This is a genomic window from Arthrobacter sp. C2 (assembly GCA_024207135.1).
In the GTDB taxonomy this organism is placed as follows: Bacteria; Actinomycetota; Actinomycetes; order Actinomycetales; family Micrococcaceae; genus Paeniglutamicibacter.
This window is the reverse complement of record CP042428.1, coordinates 4,280,439-4,300,958: the sequence shown is the minus strand read 5'-3', so window position 1 is coordinate 4,300,958 and position 20,520 is coordinate 4,280,439. Positions and strand designations below refer to the sequence as shown.

General features: G+C 67.2%; 16 protein-coding genes, 1 pseudogene and 1 riboswitch. Of the genes and pseudogenes, 6 read left to right on the top strand and 11 right to left on the bottom strand.

Annotation, left to right across the window (positions count from 1 at the left end; genetic code table 11):
* Positions 1 to 57 precede the first annotated feature (57 nt).
* The 4 genes from FPY90_RS19635 to FPY90_RS19620 form a co-directional block, all read right to left on the bottom strand.
* The gene (locus FPY90_RS19635; RefSeq protein ID WP_498682914.1) at positions 58 to 975 is read right to left on the bottom strand and encodes a GNAT family N-acetyltransferase; all 918 of its coding nucleotides are present in this window, start codon (positions 973 to 975) and stop codon (positions 58 to 60) included.
* Between the two features lie 4 nt (positions 976 to 979).
* Entirely contained in the window at positions 980 to 2,365 is a 1,386-nt protein-coding gene (locus FPY90_RS19630; RefSeq protein WP_498682912.1) for a glycine--tRNA ligase, read from the bottom strand.
* Between the two features lie 594 nt (positions 2,366 to 2,959).
* Positions 2,960 to 3,376 (bottom strand): hypothetical protein, encoded by a 417-nt coding sequence (locus tag FPY90_RS19625; RefSeq protein WP_498682910.1) that lies wholly within the window; start codon positions 3,374 to 3,376, stop codon positions 2,960 to 2,962.
* A gap of 210 nt (positions 3,377 to 3,586) precedes the next feature.
* Positions 3,587 to 4,162 (bottom strand): hypothetical protein, encoded by a 576-nt coding sequence (locus tag FPY90_RS19620; protein ID WP_498682908.1) that lies wholly within the window; start codon positions 4,160 to 4,162, stop codon positions 3,587 to 3,589.
* 676 nt (positions 4,163 to 4,838) lie between these two features.
* Between FPY90_RS19620 and FPY90_RS19615 the strand changes: the two genes are divergently transcribed.
* A complete protein-coding gene (locus FPY90_RS19615; RefSeq protein ID WP_498682907.1) occupies positions 4,839 to 7,769 on the top strand; it encodes a helix-turn-helix transcriptional regulator in 2,931 nt (976 codons plus the stop codon).
* 118 nt (positions 7,770 to 7,887) lie between these two features.
* On the opposite strand, the gene FPY90_RS19610 is transcribed toward FPY90_RS19615, so the two are convergent.
* Positions 7,888 to 8,142, bottom strand: a complete 255-nt coding sequence (locus FPY90_RS19610) for a hypothetical protein (protein ID WP_071215597.1) — start codon at positions 8,140 to 8,142, stop codon at positions 7,888 to 7,890.
* 147 nt (positions 8,143 to 8,289) lie between these two features.
* Between FPY90_RS19610 and FPY90_RS19605 the strand changes: the two genes are divergently transcribed.
* Complete coding sequence (locus FPY90_RS19605) at positions 8,290 to 11,223, top strand: helix-turn-helix transcriptional regulator (RefSeq protein ID WP_498682906.1); 2,934 nt, start codon at positions 8,290 to 8,292, stop codon at positions 11,221 to 11,223.
* 26 nt (positions 11,224 to 11,249) lie between these two features.
* On the opposite strand, the gene FPY90_RS19600 is transcribed toward FPY90_RS19605, so the two are convergent.
* The 3 genes and pseudogenes from FPY90_RS19600 to FPY90_RS19590 all read right to left on the bottom strand — a co-directional run.
* Positions 11,250 to 11,843 (bottom strand): carboxymuconolactone decarboxylase family protein, encoded by a 594-nt coding sequence (locus FPY90_RS19600; protein WP_498682905.1) that lies wholly within the window; start codon positions 11,841 to 11,843, stop codon positions 11,250 to 11,252.
* A 143-nt stretch (positions 11,844 to 11,986) separates the two neighbouring features.
* The gene (locus FPY90_RS19595; protein ID WP_498682904.1) at positions 11,987 to 12,976 is read right to left on the bottom strand and encodes a DMT family transporter; all 990 of its coding nucleotides are present in this window, start codon (positions 12,974 to 12,976) and stop codon (positions 11,987 to 11,989) included.
* A 113-nt stretch (positions 12,977 to 13,089) separates the two neighbouring features.
* Positions 13,090 to 13,887: pseudogene (locus FPY90_RS19590) on the bottom strand (DMT family transporter); the annotation flags it as partial.
* Between the two features lie 210 nt (positions 13,888 to 14,097).
* Between FPY90_RS19590 and FPY90_RS19585 the strand changes: the two are divergent.
* A complete protein-coding gene (locus FPY90_RS19585) occupies positions 14,098 to 14,325 on the top strand; it encodes an RNA-binding S4 domain-containing protein (protein WP_071215594.1) in 228 nt (75 codons plus the stop codon).
* Between the two features lie 395 nt (positions 14,326 to 14,720).
* On the opposite strand, the gene FPY90_RS19580 is transcribed toward FPY90_RS19585, so the two are convergent.
* Positions 14,721 to 15,377, bottom strand: coding sequence for an alpha/beta hydrolase (locus FPY90_RS19580; RefSeq protein ID WP_071215593.1), 657 nt, complete (start codon positions 15,375 to 15,377; stop codon positions 14,721 to 14,723).
* A gap of 88 nt (positions 15,378 to 15,465) precedes the next feature.
* On the opposite strand from FPY90_RS19580, the gene FPY90_RS19575 reads away from it, so the two are divergent.
* Together FPY90_RS19575 and FPY90_RS19570 are read left to right on the top strand one after the other, a co-directional pair.
* On the top strand, positions 15,466 to 16,329 hold the full coding sequence (locus FPY90_RS19575; RefSeq protein ID WP_498682903.1) for an SGNH/GDSL hydrolase family protein: 864 nt from the start codon (positions 15,466 to 15,468) through the stop codon (positions 16,327 to 16,329).
* A gap of 168 nt (positions 16,330 to 16,497) precedes the next feature.
* Entirely contained in the window at positions 16,498 to 16,884 is a 387-nt protein-coding gene (locus tag FPY90_RS19570; RefSeq protein WP_071215591.1) for an SHOCT domain-containing protein, read from the top strand.
* A gap of 93 nt (positions 16,885 to 16,977) precedes the next feature.
* On the opposite strand, the gene metX is transcribed toward FPY90_RS19570, so the two are convergent.
* Both metX and FPY90_RS19560 read right to left on the bottom strand, forming a co-directional pair.
* Positions 16,978 to 18,126 carry a homoserine O-acetyltransferase MetX gene (gene metX, locus FPY90_RS19565; protein ID WP_498682901.1) on the bottom strand — a complete coding sequence of 383 codons (1,149 nt, stop codon included), beginning with the start codon at positions 18,124 to 18,126 and terminating at the stop codon, positions 16,978 to 16,980.
* Positions 18,123 to 19,466: a bifunctional o-acetylhomoserine/o-acetylserine sulfhydrylase gene (locus FPY90_RS19560; RefSeq protein WP_071215590.1), complete on the bottom strand. Its 1,344-nt coding sequence runs from the start codon at positions 19,464 to 19,466 to the stop codon at positions 18,123 to 18,125. Before FPY90_RS19560 ends, metX begins: the two co-directional genes overlap by 4 nt.
* 72 nt (positions 19,467 to 19,538) lie before the next feature.
* Positions 19,539 to 19,654: riboswitch (SAM riboswitch) on the bottom strand.
* 168 nt (positions 19,655 to 19,822) lie between these two features.
* On the opposite strand from FPY90_RS19560, the gene FPY90_RS19555 reads away from it, so the two are divergent.
* Positions 19,823 to 20,467, top strand: coding sequence for a VOC family protein (locus FPY90_RS19555; RefSeq protein ID WP_071215589.1), 645 nt, complete (start codon positions 19,823 to 19,825; stop codon positions 20,465 to 20,467).
* Positions 20,468 to 20,520: the final 53 nt, after the last annotated feature.

Sequence of the window (20,520 nt, the reverse complement as noted above, 5' to 3'; positions counted from 1 at the left end):
CGCCGAACACTCCCCGAGCAGGGGAAGCATCCGACGCCATCGGCGTTGCAGGTGAAACTACGCGGTCGCCACGATGTGCGTGGTGGCGGTGACCGTGGCGTGCTTGGCCGCGACCAGGATGTCGATCAGCGAGGAGAGCACGACCATGGAACCGTCGACCTCCAGCTTCACCGGGTACTGGTGGGCCAGCATGGCCAGCATCCCGCGGATCGGCTCGGCCGATTCGTCCTGGCCGAGTTCCGGGTTCCAGCCCAGCAGCACGTCGGCGGGCGCATCGGCGCGCGCCGGGGTGTAGCTGATGGCGAAGGACAGGATCTTCCCGCCCTGGGCCTTGGGCTTGTCGCGGAACACGATCACGCCCTGGGCACCGGTGGCGTCATCGAGCAGCATCTTCTGCGCGCTGCCCAGGGTCATGTTCGCCGGATCCCACGCGTGGATCGAGTTGTAGAACCCGATCACCAGCTTGGTGAGCTCGACGCTGCCGGTTCCGATGTCCTCCAGGGTCAGCCCGTCGTCGTCGAAGTGCGGCAGCGCCAGGCCGCCGGGCTCGACGACCACGTCGCGGGCCACCTGGATCTGCTTCATGCCCAGCGACGCGCAGAACCCGGCCGCGGCTCCCGCATCGGTTCCCGCGGTCACGGTGTAGCGGGCCTTCAGCTCGGCGCTTTGCCCGGCCGGGACCAACGCCCGAAGGCGCGCCACCAGCTCGGTGCCCACGCCGGTGCGGCGGTGCTCCCGCGCAACCTCCACATACAGCCACAGCCGCTGCGGATGCAGCGTCGAGGCGAACACCACGCCCGCGGCCACCGCGATGCCCTGGTCGGTGGCCACCAGCGCGCGGCTGAAGGGCGCATCCGAATCCTTGCGGAACATCGTCCGGTCCTGGTGGGCGTGCGGGGAAGCCGGGTCGCCGAAGATCTCCAGCAGCGCCAGATCGTCCCCGTCCGCCCAGGGCCGGTACTCGAGTGTCGACATGGCCCTAGGCTCCGTTGAGGCGCTCGGACAGGTAGGTGCGCACCTTGTCCAATGCCACGCGTTCCTGGGTCATGGTGTCGCGGTCGCGGATGGTCACGGCCTGGTCCTCGAGGGTGTCGAAGTCCACGGTGATGCAGAACGGCGTGCCGATCTCGTCCTGGCGGCGGTAGCGGCGGCCAATGGCGCCGGCGTCGTCGAAGTCGATGTTCCAGGACTTCCGCAGCTCGGCGGCCAGCGCCTTGGCCTTCGGGGACAGGTCCTCGTTGCGCGAGAGCGGCAGCACCGCGGCCTTGACCGGGGCCAGGCGAGGATCGAGCTTGAGCACGGTGCGCTTGTCCACCCCGCCCTTGGCGTTCGGGGCTTCGTCCTCGACATAGGCGTCGACCAGGAAGGCCATCATCGAACGGGTCAGGCCGAAGGACGGCTCGATCACGTACGGGGTGAAACGCTCGCCGGTGGCCTGATTGAAGTAGGACAGCTCGGTGCCCGAGGCCTTGGAGTGGCTGGACAGGTCGTAGTCGGTGCGGTTGGCGACGCCCATGAGCTCGCCCCACTCCGAGCCCTGGAAGCCGAAGCGGTACTCGAAGTCGATGGTGGCCTCGGAGTAGTGGGCGCGCTCGTCCTCGGGGACGTCGAAGCGGCGCAGGTTTTCCTCGTTGATGCCCAGGTCCAGGAACCAGGCCCAGCAGTCCTCGACCCACTTGTCGAAGAACGCCGGGGCGTCCTCGGGTGCGGTGAAGAACTCGATTTCCATCTGCTCGAACTCGCGGGTGCGGAAGATGAAGTTGCCCGGGGTGATCTCGTTGCGGAAGGCCTTGCCGATCTGGCCGATGCCGAACGGCGGCTTCTTGCGGGACGCGGTGAGCACGTTGTTGAAGTTCACGAAGATGCCCTGGGCGGTTTCCGGGCGCATGTAGGCCATGCCGGCGGCGGTGTCGACCGGGCCCAGGAAGGTCTTCATCAACCCGGAGAACATCTGCGGTTCGGTGAACTGGCCCTTGGTGCCGCAGTCGGGGCAGGCGATTTCGCTCATGCCGTCGACCGGCTTGCGCTTCTTCTTGACCTCGAAGGCCTCGAGGAGGTGGTCCGCGCGGTGGCGCTTGTGGCAGGAGGTGCACTCGACCAGCGGATCGGTGAAGGTCTCCACGTGGCCGGAGGCCTCCCAGACGGCCTTGGGCAGGATGATGGAGGAATCCAGTCCCACCATGTCCTCGCGTCCGCGGACGAAGGTCTGCCACCACTCGCGCTTGATGTTTTCCTTGAGCTCGGTGCCCAGGGGTCCGTAGTCCCATGCCGAGCGGGAGCCACCGTAGATTTCACCGGCCTGGAAGACGAAGCCGCGCCGTTTGGCGAGGGAGATGACTTGATCGAGCTTGGACTGAGGCGCCATAACAACTCCAATGGTTCACGAGGCCGCTGGTTGCGGTCCGTTGGGCGAAAACATACTCGCCAAGCCTAACGCGTTTGCCATGTGAAGTCCGAGTTTCCGCCTCGGCCCCGGGGCATGATGCGCGGCACCCCGTATCCACGCCGCACCGGCGGCGTCCGAACCTCCCGATTGCTGCCTCGGCCAGGAGGTTCATGCGTTGCTGGGTCCTTCCCCTGCACGTCACGTGCACGTTTGTCCAGGTTCCGAGTGAGCCCCAATATTGTCGACAACAGGCAGAACAGGACGATCCGTGCGATGACCACGATCGGTAGCATGTCCATGCCTTAATGCGAGTATTGTTTGCACCTTCCAGGTGGTTCGGGGCGGAGAAAAAACCGCTTGAATGCGGTGCCGCACGGTGCGCCATCCTGCGCAGCAGGCGCACCTCGGTGCTGTCTGGTTTCCTGCCTTGGCATTCCGGCGCCAGCCGTCGATCCGACACGGGGGGAACACCGCCCGGACCGTTCCGCCGCAGCCTGCCCTCCGGGCACCGATGGCCGTCGGCCGATACGGCACCGGCCATGGCCGATCCGCAAGGAATCCCCGGCAGCCCTTTCATCGTTCGGGCACGCCCCTGCCGGTGCGTGGCTCCGAGGAAATGACACTCAGGTCGTACTCCACGTCCGGGCTGGTCCAGATCTCCACCAGGGTCGAGGTGCCGTCCTCGGTGCCCCCGCCGCCCTCGGCCTCACGGCAAGGCTCCAGATCGTAGCGGGCCACCACGACGCCGTAGAGGTTCAGCGACCGGATGGTCAACGGCGCCTCGCTCCGGCAGCCGACCAGGATCCACAGCAGCGCGCCGGAACGTTGGGCCGGCAGCACGATCCTGGCCTCGCCCTTGCCGTGGAAGTGCATCAGGACCTTTTCGCTGCCAGGCAGGGCACCGGGCAACGGGCTCTTGCCTTGGGCAATGAGCTCTGCATGGGTCGGGCGCCTGGTGCCCCCGCCGGGTTCGTGCGGGGAAGGGACCACGGGCAAGACCTGGGTTTCGGGGATGAAGGACGGCCCGGTAACCGGTGGACCGGGCTCACCAGTGGGCGGGGGCTCTACGTTGAGCGGGGTGCACCCGGTGGCCAGGCACACCAAGCACAGCCGGGCTGCCAGGGCAAGGAAGGGATGTGGTCCTGGACCTGAACGCCGCGCCGGGCCGGACTCGCGGGCGAGATCCTTCATGTCCGTTCATCACCGCAGGAATTTTCGCGGCCAACGGGTGCCTGCCCGGTCATCGGCGTTCGCGAGTTGGCCGGAGACCAGCGTGAAATGCAACGGGGAGCCGTTCGGGATGGTGAGGATGCCTCTGGTTTCCGTGGTGTCCAGGGGCCCGGCCACCAAGTCGGCCCCAGGGCAGTGGTCCGGCGTGTACATGAGCGTGGTGCGGCCGGCGGCGTCGAAGGCCAGCAGCGACAGCGGAACCGGACGCCTGCAGCGCACCGCGATCCACAAGTACACGCCCCTGGCCCGGGCAGGGAGGGCGAAGGAGAAGCCGCGGTTACGTTCGACACTGAGCAGGACCTGCTCGGAACCCGGGACGGCACCGGCCAGCGGGTGTTCGCCGGAGCGCAGCAGCGCCTCGATGCTGCGCGATGCCTGTTGTGGATCCGGGGCAGCCGACATGGTGGGGGTGGCGACGGCCGGCGGAAGCATGGCAACGGGTGGCTGGGGCGTGCGGCGGGACGACAGCTCGGTGGTGGCCACGTCCACGTCATTGACCACCGCGGTGCACCCCGAAAGGGTCGAGACAACTGTGATGGCGACCATGAGATAAAACGCCCAGTGCTTCTTGTCCAAGGGGAAGAAACGTGTCGTGGTCGGCGCCAGATCGGGCCGGTCCACAAACGGGAATTCACTTGGGTGCGATGGCACAGTAGCAGGGGGTTCATGTGGTTCGCCGAAAAGCGCTGTGCCCACGAGGCCGCACGGAATGTGCACTGCGCTCGGACGCCGCCACCCGGCAAATTCCCGCCAAAAGGACCGAGTCATGTCCGGGACACCCGGGTCTTTCCACCGTGGCCCGGAAGGACCGGGAAATGGGCCAGGCCCTGTTCAGGCTTATGCAGCCACGGCGGAGTACCGACGCCGTCACCGGCGGGACAGACACAACGAACCACTTGCCCCCCAACCCCTGGCAGCACGCAAAAGTACGTGGTTGTCTCTTGGATCGTCGTCCCAGTCGGTGCTGGGTCTGCCGTTGCCATCGCGGATAGAGAGCCCAGACCCGTCAAAAACAGTAGGCTGGCGGCCAAGCCGGTGACCCCCGACGCCTTGTGCGGGAAAAACATGATGCCACCTTCCATATTTCCTGAATTCGATACCTCAACGCTGCTCCCGGGCACATTGCGGCCGCATCGGAACCTGACCCCCAGATCAGGAGGCCACCCCCCTCAGATTCCAGGCGCTCTCGTCTGAGGGGGCCTCAGGTGCGACACTTGTCCACATGGCCCCCGATCGTGAATGGAGCGGTCCGGAACTCGTGGGTCGCTCCCTGGAACTGGATCTCATTGGCGACACGCTGCACAGCGCCGTCGCCCATATGGCGGACACCCTGGTGGTTTCCGGGGACCCTGGCGTTGGAAAGACCGCATTGGTCAGGCATGCCTGCGCAAAGGCGGATCCAGCGGCCTTGGTCCTGGTGGGCGAGTCCCTGCCCCTGGCTTCGGTAAACCTCCCCTTCCTTCCCCTGCGCACAGCATTCCGCGGCGCCAGTCTCGAGGAAGGTTTCCCCCGGCCCGTATTCGGAGCCGGCGGCCAGGCAACAAATGATTCCATTGCGGCCATCGACAATTGGCTGTCGGTGGTCAGCCGGGCCCGACCGGTCGTGCTGGTGATCGATGACCTGCATTGGGCCGACGAGGCCACCCTCGACACCCTGAGGTATCTCATCGCGGGGCCCCGCGACAGGCCACTGTCCATCCTCGCCACCGTGCGCAGCGGCGCTGTCGGCGGCGAGCGCCCGTTGCAGCGCTGGCTGGCGGATGTCCGAAGCATGCCACGTGTGTCCTGGCTGCCGCTGGGGCCCCTGGACTACGCGGCGACGGGGGCCCAGCTGGCCCAGGCGCTGGGCGCGGAACCGCACCGGTCCTTGATCAGCGAGGTTTTTTCGCACACGGCCGGGAACCCCTACCTGAACCGGCTGATGGTTTCCGGTCTGCCGGCGGACGCGCGGCACCTGCCCCCACGCCTGCCGGCGAACCTGAGAGCGGCGGTCCTGCGATCCTGGCATTCGCTTTCGCCCCAGACGCGCGAGCTCACCGAGGTGATGGCCGTCGGCGGGCATCCGATGCGCGCCGAGGACCTGGATGACCTGGTACAGCAACCAGCGGCACTCGGCGAGGCACCGGCGCTCTTGGACGAGGCGGCGGCCGCGGGAATCACCGACCGCGAACCCGGCGGAAGCCTGTGGTGGTTCCACCATCCGCTCATCGCCGAAGTCCTCGAACAACGGCTCGAGAACGGACATCGACGGCGGTTGCACGCGGCTTTCGCGGCACACGAGGCCAGGCGGCTGGATCGCGGGTCCCCCGCGGATTTCGAGACCCTGGCCGCCTTGGCCCACCACCATGATGCTGCCGGGAACACCGCCGACGCCTTCGCATGCACCCTGCGCGCCGCAGCGGCCGCCACCGAAACCGGCGGAATGGTCGGTGAAGTGCGCCTGCTGCGCCGCGCCTTGGAGCTCCAAGGAAGCCTCGGCCACGACCCGCAGGAACGTGAAGCGCTGCTCAAGTCCTTGCGCGCCGCCGCGGCAAACGCGGGGGCCATGGAAGACGAGCTGGAAGCCATCGAAACCTTGACCGCGGAGACCGACCCCGGCCAGCGGCCGCTCGAGCTGGCCGAGTTGCTGGTGCGGGATGCCGAGCTGCGCTTCACCACCGGCCGGGAGTTCCTGGCACGTGCCCGGATGCAGCGCGCCGTCGAACTGGCCGGTGCGGATGCGGACAGCTGGCAATATGCCCTGGCCCTGGCCGGGCTTGCCGCTGCCGAGTTGTGGAACAACGAACCCCGCGGTGCCGCCCATGCATCCGAGGCACTGGCCGCCGCCCGGCGGCCGGGCAATTCCCGGGCCCTGTCATCGGCCCTGAGCGCCAACGCCATGGCCGCCATAGCCACCGGGGACCTGGCCCGGTGCCGCGAGCTCTCGGGACTGGCGGTGGAGGCGGCGGCGCCCGCCCGGGACTTCTGGGCCTTGTTCAGCGCCATCATGTGGCAGGCAAGCGCCACGGAGGCCTGGGACAGCCTGCCCTATATCGATTGCCTCGAGGCGGGGCGCCAGACCCTGGCCGGGTTGGGGGCCCCGCACGTGTACATCGCCACGATCTCCGGATACATGGCCAGCAGCTACATGGCCATCGGCCGGTGGAGGGAATGCGGCACGGCGCTTCGCGTGGCCCTGGGTTCGGACCCCGGGATCATGGGAGATGCCGGGGTCAGGCTGACGGCCGCCCGGCTGGCGCTGTGGCAGGGCCGGCAACACGAGGCGGAAGCGCACCTGGCCCGTGCCGAGGAAATCTCGGCGCAGAAGTCCGAGTTCATGAATCTTCCCTTTGATCCCGTCAGTGCCGAGGTCCACCTGGCGGCGGGCAATCCCGGCGCGGCCTATGAGGCCGCCATGCGCAACGCCAACCCCGAACGCATGGGCCGGAACATGAACGAATGGAAGCTGCCGCTGGCCGCCCGCGCGCTGGCCGACCTGATCCACCGGGCCACGGACGAGGACCGGCCCACCGATGGGCTGTTGGCGCTCGTTGAGGACCTGCTGCGGCGTTTTCCCCGGCTGCCGCACGAGGCCTTCGAATCCGAGCTGTACACCCGGCAGCTCGAGGCCTTCACGCTGCTGTATCGGGCCGAGATCGGCCGTGCCCGTTCCGGCACCGGAACCCCGGAGGAATGGGTACTGGCCGCCGATGCATTCCGGGACACCTCGCTGTGCTGGGAGGAAGCCTATGCCTGTTGGCGGGCCGTGGAGGCCCTGCTGGTGCCTGCCCGCACCGAACGCGCCATGGCCACCGAAATCCTTCGCCGCGGACTCGAGCTGTCTGGGCGGCTCAAGGCGCTTCCGCTCCTCGCCTCGCTGAAGGAAATTGCCGCCCAGGCCGGGATCGCCACGCTCGGACCGGTCCGGGGATCCCCTGCGGGTGGCCCGGTGCAATGGCCGGGCCTGACCGTGCGCGAACGGCAGCTGCTTGGCCATGTGGTCTCCGGTGCCACCTACGCCCAGATCGCCCGGGCATTGGACATCAGCGAGAAGACCGTCAGCACGCACGTGTCGAGCATGCTGCGCAAAACGGGCACGGCAAACCGCAAGGAACTCTCCCGGCTTGTCACTGGCCAGGCAACCGCCCGGGCGCCCGGGCACGGCAGGCCCTGAGCCGGCCACCGGCGGCAGGACACCGGCGGCAGGACACCGCGGTCCACGCGGGCCTCGGATCCGACATGGGTTTGCCGGCCGGGCCGAAGCCCGGCCGGCAAGCCGGTGTCGTTGATGCCTAGCGCTCGGGGACCCAGGACGGGGCCTGGACGCCGGCCCCGGTCAGGCTGTCGCAGTGGACCAGTTGCATTCCGATCCGTGTCAGCGAACACGCCGAGGTGTCCGTGGTGACGGTGCTGACCGTAGTTTGTTCATCGACGATTGGTCCTCCGGGATCCAGCCTGGCATAGGCCGGGGAGGAAGCAGCGAGGGCCACTGCCAGCGAGGCGAAGACCAGGCCGGCGATCCGTGTTGTCTTGCGTGCGGAATACATGGGACTTGCCTTTCGTGTGCAGTGATTCCGATACCTCAACCTTGCTCGCTGGACCCACTCGGGGGCATCGGGAACGGCCCCTTAAAAAACCGGTCAAACCCCTGAGATTACGGTTCCCTCGGGGCCCGATGGTGGCAAACTGGATTTGTGGCACTGGAACTTGGGGTGATGGGCCCGGAACTAGTGGGGAGGGCGACGGAGCTCGACGACATCGGCGCGTCCTTGGAGGCGGCGATATCCGGTGCGGCCTGCACCCTGGTGGTTTCCGGGGATCCCGGTGTCGGGAAAACCGCTCTCGTGCAGCATGCCTGCGCGGCGGTATCCTCCGAGATGTGGATCCTGGCCGGGGCCGCGCTGCCGCTGGCCTCGTTGACCGTCCCGTTCCTGCCGCTGCGCTCGGCCCTCCGGCGTGGCCCGGTTCTCGAGGGGATCCCGACCCCCGGTCTCGGTCCAGGAGGCTGGGCGGCCAACGACGTGGTTGTCGCAATCGATGACTGGTTGACCGAGCTGTGCCTGGTACGGCCGGTGGTCTTGGTCGTAGATGACCTGCAGTGGGCGGACCAGGGCACCCTGGATGCGCTGATGTACCTCATCGCCGGGCCCGCGGGCCGGCGCCTGGCGATCCTCGCCACGCTGCGCAGCGGCGAACTGGGGGAACTGCACCCGCTGCAGCGCTGGCTGGCCGACATCCGGCGCATGCCGCGGATCTCCTGGGTGGCGCTGGAGCCGTTGGACCGCACCTCGACCGGGGCCCAGATTGCCCAGGCCATGGGTTCCGCGCCGCACCAGTCGCTGGTGCAGGAGGTCTTTTCACGCACCGCCGGCAACGCCTACCTCAACCGGCTCATGGTCAGCGGCCTACGCCCCGAGGCGCGGCACCTGCCCCGGACGCTGCCTGAGGACCTCCAGTCCGCCGTGCTGCGGTCCTGGCGCGGCATGTCCGTTGGCGCGCGGCAGCTGACCCAGCTCATGGCGGTGGGCGGGCGGCCCATCCGAGCCCAGGACCTGGCCGGCCTGTCGCAGCAGGCCGGGACACGGCACGACGCCGCGGCCATCCTGCGGGAAACGACGGAGGCCGGGATCACCGAGCGGTGGCCGGACGGGACGCATTGGTGGTTCCACCATCCGTTGATCTCGGAGGTCCTGGAACAGGGCCTGGAAAGCGGGCAGCGCCGGGACTGGCACGCGCTGTTCGCCGCGTACGGGGCACGGCTGCTGGCCCAGGGAACCGCCCCGGACTTCGAATTCATGGCGGCCCTGGCCCAACACCACTACGATGCCGGGAACGCCGGCGAGGCCTACCGCTGGACGCTGCGGGCAGCCGCGGCCGCGGGATCGGCCGGCGGGTCAAACGAGATCCTGCGCCTGCTGCATCGGGCGCTGGCCCTGCACGGAGAGCTGCCGCAGGTCGATGAAAGCCGCGAGGAACTGCTGCATCGGTTGCGCACCGCTGCCGAGGCATCCGGGGCCATGGATGATGAACTCGGTGCGTTGGAGGCCCTGTTGGCGGAGCTGGACCCCGCCAAGCGGCCACTGGACGTCGCCGAGTTGATGGTGCGGCGTGCCTTGCTTCGTTTTTCCTCGGGGCTCGAATTCCTCTCGGTCGAGGCCTTGCTGCAGGCTGTCCAGTTGGCACAGGCCTTCCCCGAGAGCTGGCAATATGCCTATGCCTTGGCCGAGCTCGCCCATGTGCGCCTGTGGAAGGACGATCCCGATGCACCGAGGCAGGCAGCACTGGCGCTGGAGGTGGCCCGGGAGGCGGGAAACCCGCGGGCCCTGTCCTACGCCCTGACGGCCAATTCCATGGCCGCGCTGCTCGGGGAACGTCCCGACGAGGCACGATTGCTGGCCGCCCAGGGGGCCAGGGCGGCCGCGCGGGCCCGGGATTTCTGGGCCTTGCTCCACGCCACGACCTGGCAAGCCAACGCAACCGAGGCCTGGACCAGCCAGGTGTTTGCCGACCTGATGCGCTCGGGCAGGCAACAACTGGCGCTGCTCGGCGCCCCGCACGTGTACCTGTCGAAGATGGCCGCCGACGAGGCCAGCAGCTATCTTTCGATCGGCCGCTGGCGCGAATGCGGGCAGGCGCTGCGCGTGGCCCTGGGCGCGGATCCGGGCCCGTTGGGCGATGTCGCCGCCCGCCTGACGGCCGCACGCCTGGCTGCCCTGCAGGGCAGCCAGGACGAGGCCCGGGCGCACCTGGCCCGGGCGGAGGAATTGTTCGCGCACAAGTCCGGGTACAACAACCTCGACTTCGACGCGGTCCGCGCGGAGGTGCTGCTGGCAGAGGGCGACCCCGCGGCGGCCTACCTCGCGGCCATGGCCGGGGCCGGCAAGGAGGGCCAGCCCCCGACCATGTGCGAGTGGCTGGTGCCGCTGGCGGCCCGCGCCCTGGCGGACATGGTCCAGGGCGCCCGCGACGAAGGCGGCGGCACGGCCGGCATGCTGGCGTCCACCGACGAGCTGGTGGCACGGTTCCCCTCCGTGTTGCGGGAATCGGGCAACGACACCCCGTACTACTCGGTGCAGGTCGACGCCTTCGAGTCGCTCTACCGGGCGGAGACCGGGCGCGCCCGATCGGAGGCCGGAAACCCGGCGCAGTGGACCGCCGCCGCCGATGCCTGCCAATCGGGTTCCCTGCGCTGGGAGGAGGCCTATTGCTGCTGGCGGGCGGTGCAGGCGCTGCTGCTTCACGGCCACTCCGGCCATGGGCGGGCCGCTACATTCCTTCGCCGCGGCCTCGCCCTGGTCATGGAGCTTCACGCACGTCCCATCCAGGATTCGCTGCTGGAGATCGCGGCCCGGGCCAGGATCGCCACCTACCTGCCGGGCATCGGGCAGGCATCGGGCGGATCCTTTGATTTGCCGGGGCTGACGGTGCGTGAACGGGAGATCCTCGGCTACGTCGTGGCCGGGCGCACCTATGGGGAAATCGCCCGGTCCCTGGTCATCAGCGAAAAGACCGTCAGTTCGCACATCTCAAACATGCTGCGCAAGACCGGCGCCGCCAACCGCCTGGACCTGGCTCGCCTGGCAACCCGCCACGGCACGGGACGTTCCTCCCCGGACGGACCGCGCTGACCAACCGGCGCCACCGCGGGGGGCTGTCAGCCGGCTGAGGTCCTCAGGGCCTCGATCGGGTCCAGCAGGGCGCCGCGCATGTCGTCGCTGAGTTGCGGGGGCACATCGATGTCCACGGCCAGTGCCTGCAGGATCCGGCTGAGGTAGTTTCTGGCCGCCGCCGCGAGCGTGATGTCAACGATCTCCCGGTCGGTGAAGCCGAAGTCGCGCAATCGCCGGCTGTCCGACTCGTCCATGGCGGCCGAGTCGCCGCTGAGCTTCACGGCGTAATCCATCATCGCGACCTCTGCCTCGGCCAGGCCGGCGGAACGGTAGTCCCTGGCGATTCCCAGCAGTTCCTGCTCGTCGATGTATTTCAGGGCCTTGTTCCCGTGGGCCAGCCGGCAATGCCGGGACCCGATGCCCAGCGCCGCGGCCAGGGTCACCAATTCGTAGCGGCGCATGCCCATGGATTTGGCGATCGAGGACTGCAGGGCCTTCCACGCCTCGAAGGCCTCGGGGTTCAGGGCCAGGACCCTGGTGTGGCTCGGGACGTAGCCGAGCGCGGCGCGGTCCGCGGCGTAGGCTGCGGCGGTTGCGCCGACGGCTTCGGCCTCGCTGGTGGTCTGGAGAATGCCCATGGCGTCCTGCTCCTTGGTCCTTCGGATGTTCCTGTTCCATCCAAAGCGTAGAAGCGCCGGACACCTTGGCGCATGGGGAAGATGCCCCATCTTCCCCGCGAGGGTGCGGCGGCTGCCTCCGTGCCGGGAAGCCTGCCGCGCCGCTATTTGCGCAGGCGCCGGAACGTGCTGCCGGGGATCGAGGCCAGCGACACCGCTGCCAGGGTGAGCAGCGTCCCGGCGATGGTCGCGGCATCGATGACGGTGCCGGGGGCCGGCACCAACACATCGATCAGCAGGGAACCGAGAAGCTGCCCGCAGATCATTCCCAGCCCGGTCAAAAGAACCCCGAGGTGCTTGACCAGGAACGCCGAAAGCCCGATGAACACGCAGCCCAGCGGACCACCGAGGTAGTACCACCACTCGGTCGGCAGTGCCGCCGGGGGGCCCGTGATCGGCAGGCGCACCAGCAACAGGATGGCCAGCAGGATCCCGCCGACCACGAAGTTCACCAGTGTCGCCGCCACCGGCGTTCCGTAGGCCTGCGCCTGCACGCCGTTCATGGCGGCCTGGAAACCCATGAGGAAGCCCACCACCAGGGGCACGGCCATGGGCACCAGCAACGTGGCGATGGCCCCGGCCGACCCCATCCGCGGGCTGACCGCCCAGATGACCCCGGCAATGGTCAACATGGCACCCAGCGCCCGGATGGTGCTGATGCGCCGGCGTCCCCCGGGCCCGAAGCCCAGGCTGTCGACCAGCAGGGAGCCCAGGGTCTGGCCCGTGACGATGGAGACCGTGAACAATGCGACACCGACCAGCGGCACGGTGAGCGTCTGGGAAATCACCACGAACGCGCCGACGCATCCGGCGGCCAGGTACCAGAGCGGGAAGCGCTTTTCCCGCAGGGCCCGCGGAATGGCCAGCGCCCCGGCCCGTGGCCCCGGCAGAACCAGCGAGGCGACCACCAACAAGATGAGCCCGGTGGTGAAGCTGACCAGCGAGGCTGCCACAGGGTCCCCGAGCTTGGCGCCCAGGGCTCCGTTGATGCGGCTCTGGATCGGCATCGCGAGCCCGGCAAACACCGCCGTCGCCAGGTACAGGGGCATCAGCGAACGCTGGTTGGTCCGGGTGGCTGTTGCTGGTGGATTCATGTGGCATTTCCTGTCCTCAATCGCGGCCTGCCGTTGGGTTGCCAGGAGGCGACCAGGACGGCGAGCAGTGTCACGATGGTTCCCACGATTTCGTTGCCTCCCACTTTCTCGGGAGCGATCAAGAGGTCCATCGCCAGGGAGCCCACCAGCTGGCCCGTGACCAGCCCGATTCCAAGCACCAGGGCCCCGAGCCTCGGCACCAAGGTTACCCCGGTGACCACAAACAGGATTCCCAGGGGCCCGGCGAAGTACATCCACCACAGCGGCACGATCTGGAAACCGAAGGATTCGATGTCAAGTACCGCCAGGGTCACCATGGCCACAAGCAGGCCCGCGGTGGAGGCAAGGTAGTTCAGTGCCGTGGCCGTGGTGGTCGACCCGTACGCCTTGCCGGCACGGCCGTTCATTGATTGCTGGAAGCTCACCAGGATCCCGGCGCCGAGGGCGACCACCAAGGAGATCCACGCCAAGGGCGATTCGGAAATGCGTGCAGCCGTCCCCCAGGAGGCAATCACGGCACCGATCACCAACAGTGCAGCGCCCAGGATGCGTATCCGGGTGATGGGTTGCTTTCCCGCCGGGCTGAAACCGATCATGTCGATGACGATGCTGGTCAACGTCCGGGCGCCGACCACCGCGACGGCGAAGAGCGCCAAACCGATGTTGTTCACGCTGACGGCCTGGGCAACCATGTAGTAGGCGCCCACCAGTCCCGCCAGCAGGAACCAGCGCGGGATCGGGCGATCGCGCCATACCGTCCCGAACCGCCGCCAGCCTTCCCGTGCTCCGGGCAGCGCGAGGCTGGCCACCACCAGGCAGACCAGTGACGTGAGTGAACTGAGCATCGCCGCGGCGAAGTAGCCGCCCAGGTAGCCGGCCGCACTTGAGGTGATCAAGGCCTGCAGGGGCATCAACAGGCCCGCGGCACCCGCCAGCCCGAGCGGGACTGCGTGCGTGTGTGATTCGGGTCGGGCCACGGTTCTCCTCGGGACGTTTTTCCTACAACTGAAACTTACTGGCAAGCGCGTCGGGACTGGGCATTTTGTCGTTCACAGCACAATGCGGGCCCTTGGCCCCTTTTGGGTGCAAGGTCATGGACTCGCATGCGCCATGATGGATACATGGCAAAATCCGAAGCATTCCACCTCCAAATCCGCGACGAATCGATCCGACTGGGCCAGCTGTTGAAGCTGGCCTCGTTCGCCGAAGACGGATTCCACGCAAAGCAGATGATCGAAGACGGCCTGGTGAAGGTCAACGGCGAGATCGAAACCCGCCGCGGCGCCCAGATCCGCAACGGCGACACCGTGAGCGTCAACGGCGAATCCATCACGGTCGAGACGGCCTAGCACCTCGCATCGAACCGGCGGCGGCCGTCGGCCCTACCGGCTGACCGTCACCGGCCCCTGCACTTCTTCCGGGCCCATGCCGGCGGCCGATGTCCCGGCGACCAGGCCCTGGCCCGAGTTCACCCGGGTTCCGGTGGTGCGCCCGGCGCACACCGGTGCGGCGGGCTCGGGTACATTGCCTGCCCTGGCCGCGGCCCAACGGCCCCCATGCGTTCCAGCGGACGCACCAGCGAGTTGCCTCGGACGCGAAACCGATGAACAGCAGCACGGCAATCGGCCAATCGAGGGCGCAGTCCACGGCGTGGGCCGAGCACAAAAACCTCCTGCTTGCACCAATGGTTCACGGCAAGCAGGAGGTTTTGTTTACGTCTTCAGCCCGACAGGCGCCGGAAGCGCTAGATCGAGGCACCCTTGAGCACGACGTGGCTGAGGAATTCATGGACGTGCGCCATTTCCTGCGCATTGACCGAGTGGAGCATGTTCGCATAGAGAACCTTGGTGACGTGCACGTCGGTGGTTGCCCAGGCGTGGGTGTATTCGATCTTGTCCTGGGTGATGACTGGGTCGGCCTGGTCGCGTCCCCAGAACACCGGCTTCTTCATGCCCTTGAGAACCTCGTCCTGGAAGAAGCCTTCGCCCTCCTCCGGCACGGCGAATCCCGACAGGCCAATGACCGTGGAAAACGCCTGGGGCTGGTGGCGCAGCAGGGAGGTGGCCACGGCCATGCCCATGGAGAAGCCCAGCAGGCTCACCGAGGAGTGCTGCTTGGAAACAGGTTCGAGCCATTCCCACAGGTCGGCGATGGCCTTCTTGACGGCATCGAACGAGTAGTCGAGGTCCTGCATCAGCGGGAACCAGGTGTACCCGGGGCCCAAGGCCTGGGGCGCCCTCACCGATACCACGGTGAACTCCTCGGGCAGCATGGGAGCCAGGCCCATCAGGTCTTCTTCATTGGACAGGTAACCGTGCAGAAGCACCAAAAGCGGGGTGCCGGCACGTTCGGCTTCCGGGCGGGACCAAATGACAGTGGGGTTCCAACTTGTTTCACTCACCCGACCAGTCAAGCAGAAATCCGCCTTCCCGGGGGAATCCGGAAGAAACCTACGCCTTGGTAACTTACGTATTCTTTGGTAGGAATAAATGGTGAACAACATCAGTGAGACCCCTTCGACGGAAACAACCGCACCCGGCTCCGCCCTTCATCCCTGGCGACGCTTCGTGGCCCTGGGCGATTCCTTCACGGAGGGGATCGGCGATGCCGACCCACAGAGCCCCGGCGGGTACCGCGGCTGGGCGGACCGCGTGGCCGAACAGCTCAGCCACGGCATTGACGACTTTGCCTACGCCAACCTGGCCATCCGAGGCCGTCTCATCAACCAGATCTTTGACGAACAGGCCGGCCCGGCCCTCGAGCTCAAGCCCGATCTCATCAGCCTCTGCGCCGGCGGCAACGACGTCATCCGGCCCGGCGGGGACCCGGATGCCATTGCCGACAAGCTCGATGCCTTGATGCGCATCCTGGCCACCTCGAACGCCACCATCCTGCTCTTCACCGGACCCGACATCCGTGACACCCCGATGCTCGGGGGTATTCGGGGCAAGGTCGCGATCTACAACGAAAACGTCCGCACCATCGCCGCACGCTACGACGCGGTGGTCGCCGACCTGTGGTCGCTGCGCGAATTGCACGAAACGCGGATGTGGGCAGATGACCGCCTGCATTTCTCCCCCTTGGGCCACCACACGATTGCGGCCATGGCCCTGGACGCGCTGAACGTGCCACACGACCTGCAGCACCTCGAGCCGGGCGAGACCGAGGTCAAGAACTGGCGCGAAGCCCGGCGCGACGACTTCATCTGGGCACGCACGCACCTGGCCCCCTGGGTCCTGCGTCGTATCCGGCACCAGTCCTCGGGCGATGGAATCTCGGCCAAGCGCCCGCTGGCCACGACATTCACCATGCAGCCGCCCAACGACTCGCTGGGAAACGGCCCGGCGATCTAGGGGCCCGAAGGATCGACAGCAGAACGGCAGGCAACCATCAAAGGTGAGGTCACGGTAGGAAAACGTTTCCCGGCCTGAGGGCCTCAGATCCCTGCCCCGTGATCTACTGGTGCAAAGCGAAGAATGTCCGCCGACCCCGCGGGCCGGCCCCAAGAGAACGGTTGACACATGAACTTCACCGAGGAGTCCCTGGACGGGCAGGAAATTGTCGACTTTGGCATGGTGCAACCCGACCCCTTTGGCAATTCAAACCCCTTCGACGACCTTGTGGTTGGATTCGGCGTTTTCGGCGTGCTCTTCGCGGTCGCCTTTGTGGCGGTGATCGGATTCATCGTCTTCGTGGCCGTCCGGAACTACAAGGCCAGCAAGAACGCGGGCCTCGATCCCTTCACCCTGCAAACCGAACTGGCGGTCCGCGCCGCGAAGTCGCAGATGCTGGCACCCAGGCAAAGCCGCGAACAGCGTCTGGCCGAGCTCGAGGACCTGCTGGCCCGCCGGGTGATCACGCCCGAGGAGCACCAACGGGCGCGGATGAAGATCCTGACCGAGGACTGAAGGCAAGAAAGGCGGCCCGGGGCCCGAAGAAGGTTTCACTTCTTCGAGCCCCGGGCCGCCTGCCCCCGCCGCGGATGTGCGGGCGAGGTTGCGTCAGCTGAAAATCTCCCGCTTGAGCGGCTCGCTGAGCTGCTCGATGTCGGTCAGGAATCCGTCGTGGCCGATCGGCGAGGTGATGTACTTGACCTCGCACGGGTTCGGCAGCATCCTGGCCAGAAGCTCGGACTGCTCGGGCCAGTAGAGGCGGTCCGAGTCGACGGCACCCACCAGGAAATTCACTTCTTCGAGCCGCCCCAGGGCATCCCGGAGCGATCCATGCCCGCGGCCGACATCGTGGCTCATCAAGGCCTCGGTCAGCACCAGGTAGCTGTTGGCGTCGAAGCGGCCCACCAGCTTGTCGGCCTGGTGGTCCAGGTAGCTCTCAACCTGGTATCGGCCCCGATCCAGGCCGGCGCCGGCCACCGGCTGCTCGGCCCCCTGCGGGGCACGGCCGAACCGGACATCCAGTTCAGCTGCCGTGCGGTAGGTGATGTGGGCAATGCGCCGTGCGATGCCCAGGCCTGCCGACGGAACGCGCTCATTGGCGTAGTAGTCGCCCCCGGCAAAGTCCGGGTCCAACCTGATGGCCGCGGACTGCGCCTGCGCAAAGGCGATCTGCTCGGCCGAGGATTCGGCGGCGGCAGCCACCACCACGCAGTTCTTCACCCGTTCGGGGAACTCCACGGCCCACTCCAGGGCACGCGCCCCGCCCATCGAACCGCCCAGCACGGTATGCCAGGCCTTGATGCCCAGGGCATCGGCGAGCCGCACCTCCAGGCGCACCGAATCCTTGATCGTGGTGAAGGGGAAGCGGGATCCCCACGGCACGCCCTCCGGGTCGAGGCTGGCCGGACCGGTGGAACCGGAGCAGCCGCCGACCATGTTGGCCGCCACGACGAAGTAGCGGTTGGTGTCCACCGTCTTGCCCGGGCCCACGAAACCGTCCCACCAACCGGGTTCGGTCGATGCGCCGCGGGCCACGTGGCTGTCTCCGGTCAGCGCATGGGCGATGTAGACGGCGTTGGTCGCCTCGGCGTTCAGCGTGCCCCAGGTTTCGTAACCCAGCACGATCTGCGGAAGCGTTGCACCGGTCTCGAAGGTGTAGGGACCGGTGTGCAGATGCCGGAGGATGCCGTCGGACACGCGGTCCGGCGCCGCGGCGGTTTCTGCGTCATAGAGCACCACGTTGGTCTCCACGCTCACCGGGCGGCTTGCAGCTCAACATCGCCCAGCGAGGCCACGGCCTCGAAGCCCCCGCGCAGGTCGGCGATGATGTCTGCAATGTTTTCGATGCCCACGCTCAACCGGACCAGGCCCGGGGAAACACCCGCGGCGACCTGCTCGGCCTCGGTGAGCTGGGAGTGCGTGGTGGAGGCCGGGTGGACCACCAGCGAGCGCACATCCCCCAGGTTGGCGACGTGGGAGTGCAGCTTCAACGCGTCGACAAAGCCCTGGCCGGCCTCGCGGCCGCCGGAGATCTCGAAGGAGACGATGGCGCCGGTTCCCTTGGGGCCGTACTTGCGTCCGCGCTCGAACCACGGGCTGGAGGGGATGCCGGCATAGATGACGCGTTCCACCTGCGGCTGGGCCTCGAGCCACTGGGCCACTTCCACGGCGTTGGAGACATGTCGCTCGATGCGCAGCGAGAGGGTCTCGAGCCCCTGGGCGATGAGGAAGGCGTTGAAGGGGGCAACGGCCGAGCCAAGGTCGCGCAGCAGCTGCACGCGGGCCTTGAGCACGTAGGCAAGGTTCGCACCCAAGGCTCCGTTGACACCCAGGTCCCGGGCGTACACCAGGCCGTTGTAGGACTCGTCGGGGGTGTTGAAGCCCGGGAACTTTTCCGGGTCGGCGGCAAAGTCGAAGTTGCCCGAGTCCACGATGACTCCGGCCATCGCGGTGCCGTGCCCGCCGAGGTACTTGGTCGCCGAGTGCACGACGATGTCCGCTCCCCATTCGATGGGGCGGATCAGGTACGGGGTGGACAGGGTGTTGTCGACGATCAGCGGGACGCCTGCCTCGTGGGCAATCGCGGAGACCGCTTCAATGTCGAGCACGTCCTGGCGGGGGTTGGAAACCACTTCGCCGAAGAAGGCCTTGGTGTTTGGCTTGACGGCGGCCTTCCAGCCCTCGAGGTCATCGGGTTCCGAGACGAACGTGACCTCGATGCCGAGCTTGCGCAGCGAGTGCTTGAACAGGTTCTGGGTTCCGCCGTAGAGGCTGGGGCTGGCCACGATGTGGTCGCCGGCCTCGGCCAGGTTCAGGATCGCGAAGGTGGTTGCCGCCTGGCCCGAGGCCAGCAGCAGCGCACCCACGCCGCCTTCGAGGCTGGCGATGCGCTGTTCGACGGCGTCCTGGGTGGGGTTGCCGATGCGCGTGTAGATGGGCCCCAGGTCGCCCAGGGCGAAACGTGCCGCGGCGGTCTCGGCGCTCGGGAACACGAAGGCGGTGGTCTGGTAGATCGGCAGTGCACGTGCGCCGGTCGTGGCGTCGGGCTCCTGCCCTGCGTGGATCTGGCGTGTTTCAAAGGACCAGTCGTTAGACATTTCTTCCCCTTCAAGGATTCTGGGGTATGCCCATGGCCGGCTCCGTGATGGAGTCGTTGGTGTGCTGGGGCATTCCCGCGCTTGTCCCGCGTCTTTTTGACGTGGGGCCTGGTCTTCACCCGGGGCACCCCACCGCGGTGGAGGGTTGCCGTTCAGCAAGCCGGGGCCTTTTGCTGAAACTCATGACCTTGGCAATAAGTCTGGCCCACGGCGCCGCAAGTCCGCAACCACGTCTCAAATTGTGACAAGTCGATTGGACTGCACAGCGCTCCTGCGCTTACCCCGAACGGACAGCCAAGATGCAAGTTAGGCAGTCCTAAGTCGAGAGCCAGATCACAAAGTGCCATGATAGGCACATGATGAGGTTGGACCATGTAACTTACGCTTGTGGACCCGACGGCCTCGCGGCTACTGCCGCTCGGATCGGCGAGGCCCTTGGACTCGAATCTGTAAAGGGCGGTGTACACCCACGTTTTGGTACGCGCAATGTCATCTTCCCGCTGAAGAATGGCCAGTACCTGGAAGTTGTTGAAGTCCTGAACCACCCGTCGTCTGACAAGGCGCCGTTTGGCCAGGCAGTTCGCGCCCGATCCGAACTTGGTGGCGGATGGATGGGCTGGTGCGTTGCGGTTGACGACCTGGCTCCGGCGGAAGAACGACTGGGCCGCGGATCCGTTCCGGGCAACCGGAAATTCCCGGATGGGCAGGAACTGACCTGGCGCCAGATCGGCATCAATGGATTGATCGCCGATCCGCAGGTTCCTTACCTTTTGCGCTGGGATGACGGAACCGAGGACCTGCATCCGTCAAAGGCCCTGGAACCGGTTGGCAAGATCTCCTCGATCAGCATTGCCGGTTCCAGCGAACGCGTTGCCGACTGGCTCGGACAGCCCGAGCAGCTGCCCGTCGGCGAGGTCGCTGTCGATTGGCAGGCTCCCAACGGGACACCGGGAATCCTCTCGGTGACCTTTGAAACGCCAAAGGGTTCAATCACCCTTTAACCACGCAGTCGCAGGACTCTCCGCCAAGGCGGGGGCCGGCCGGTTCAACCGGC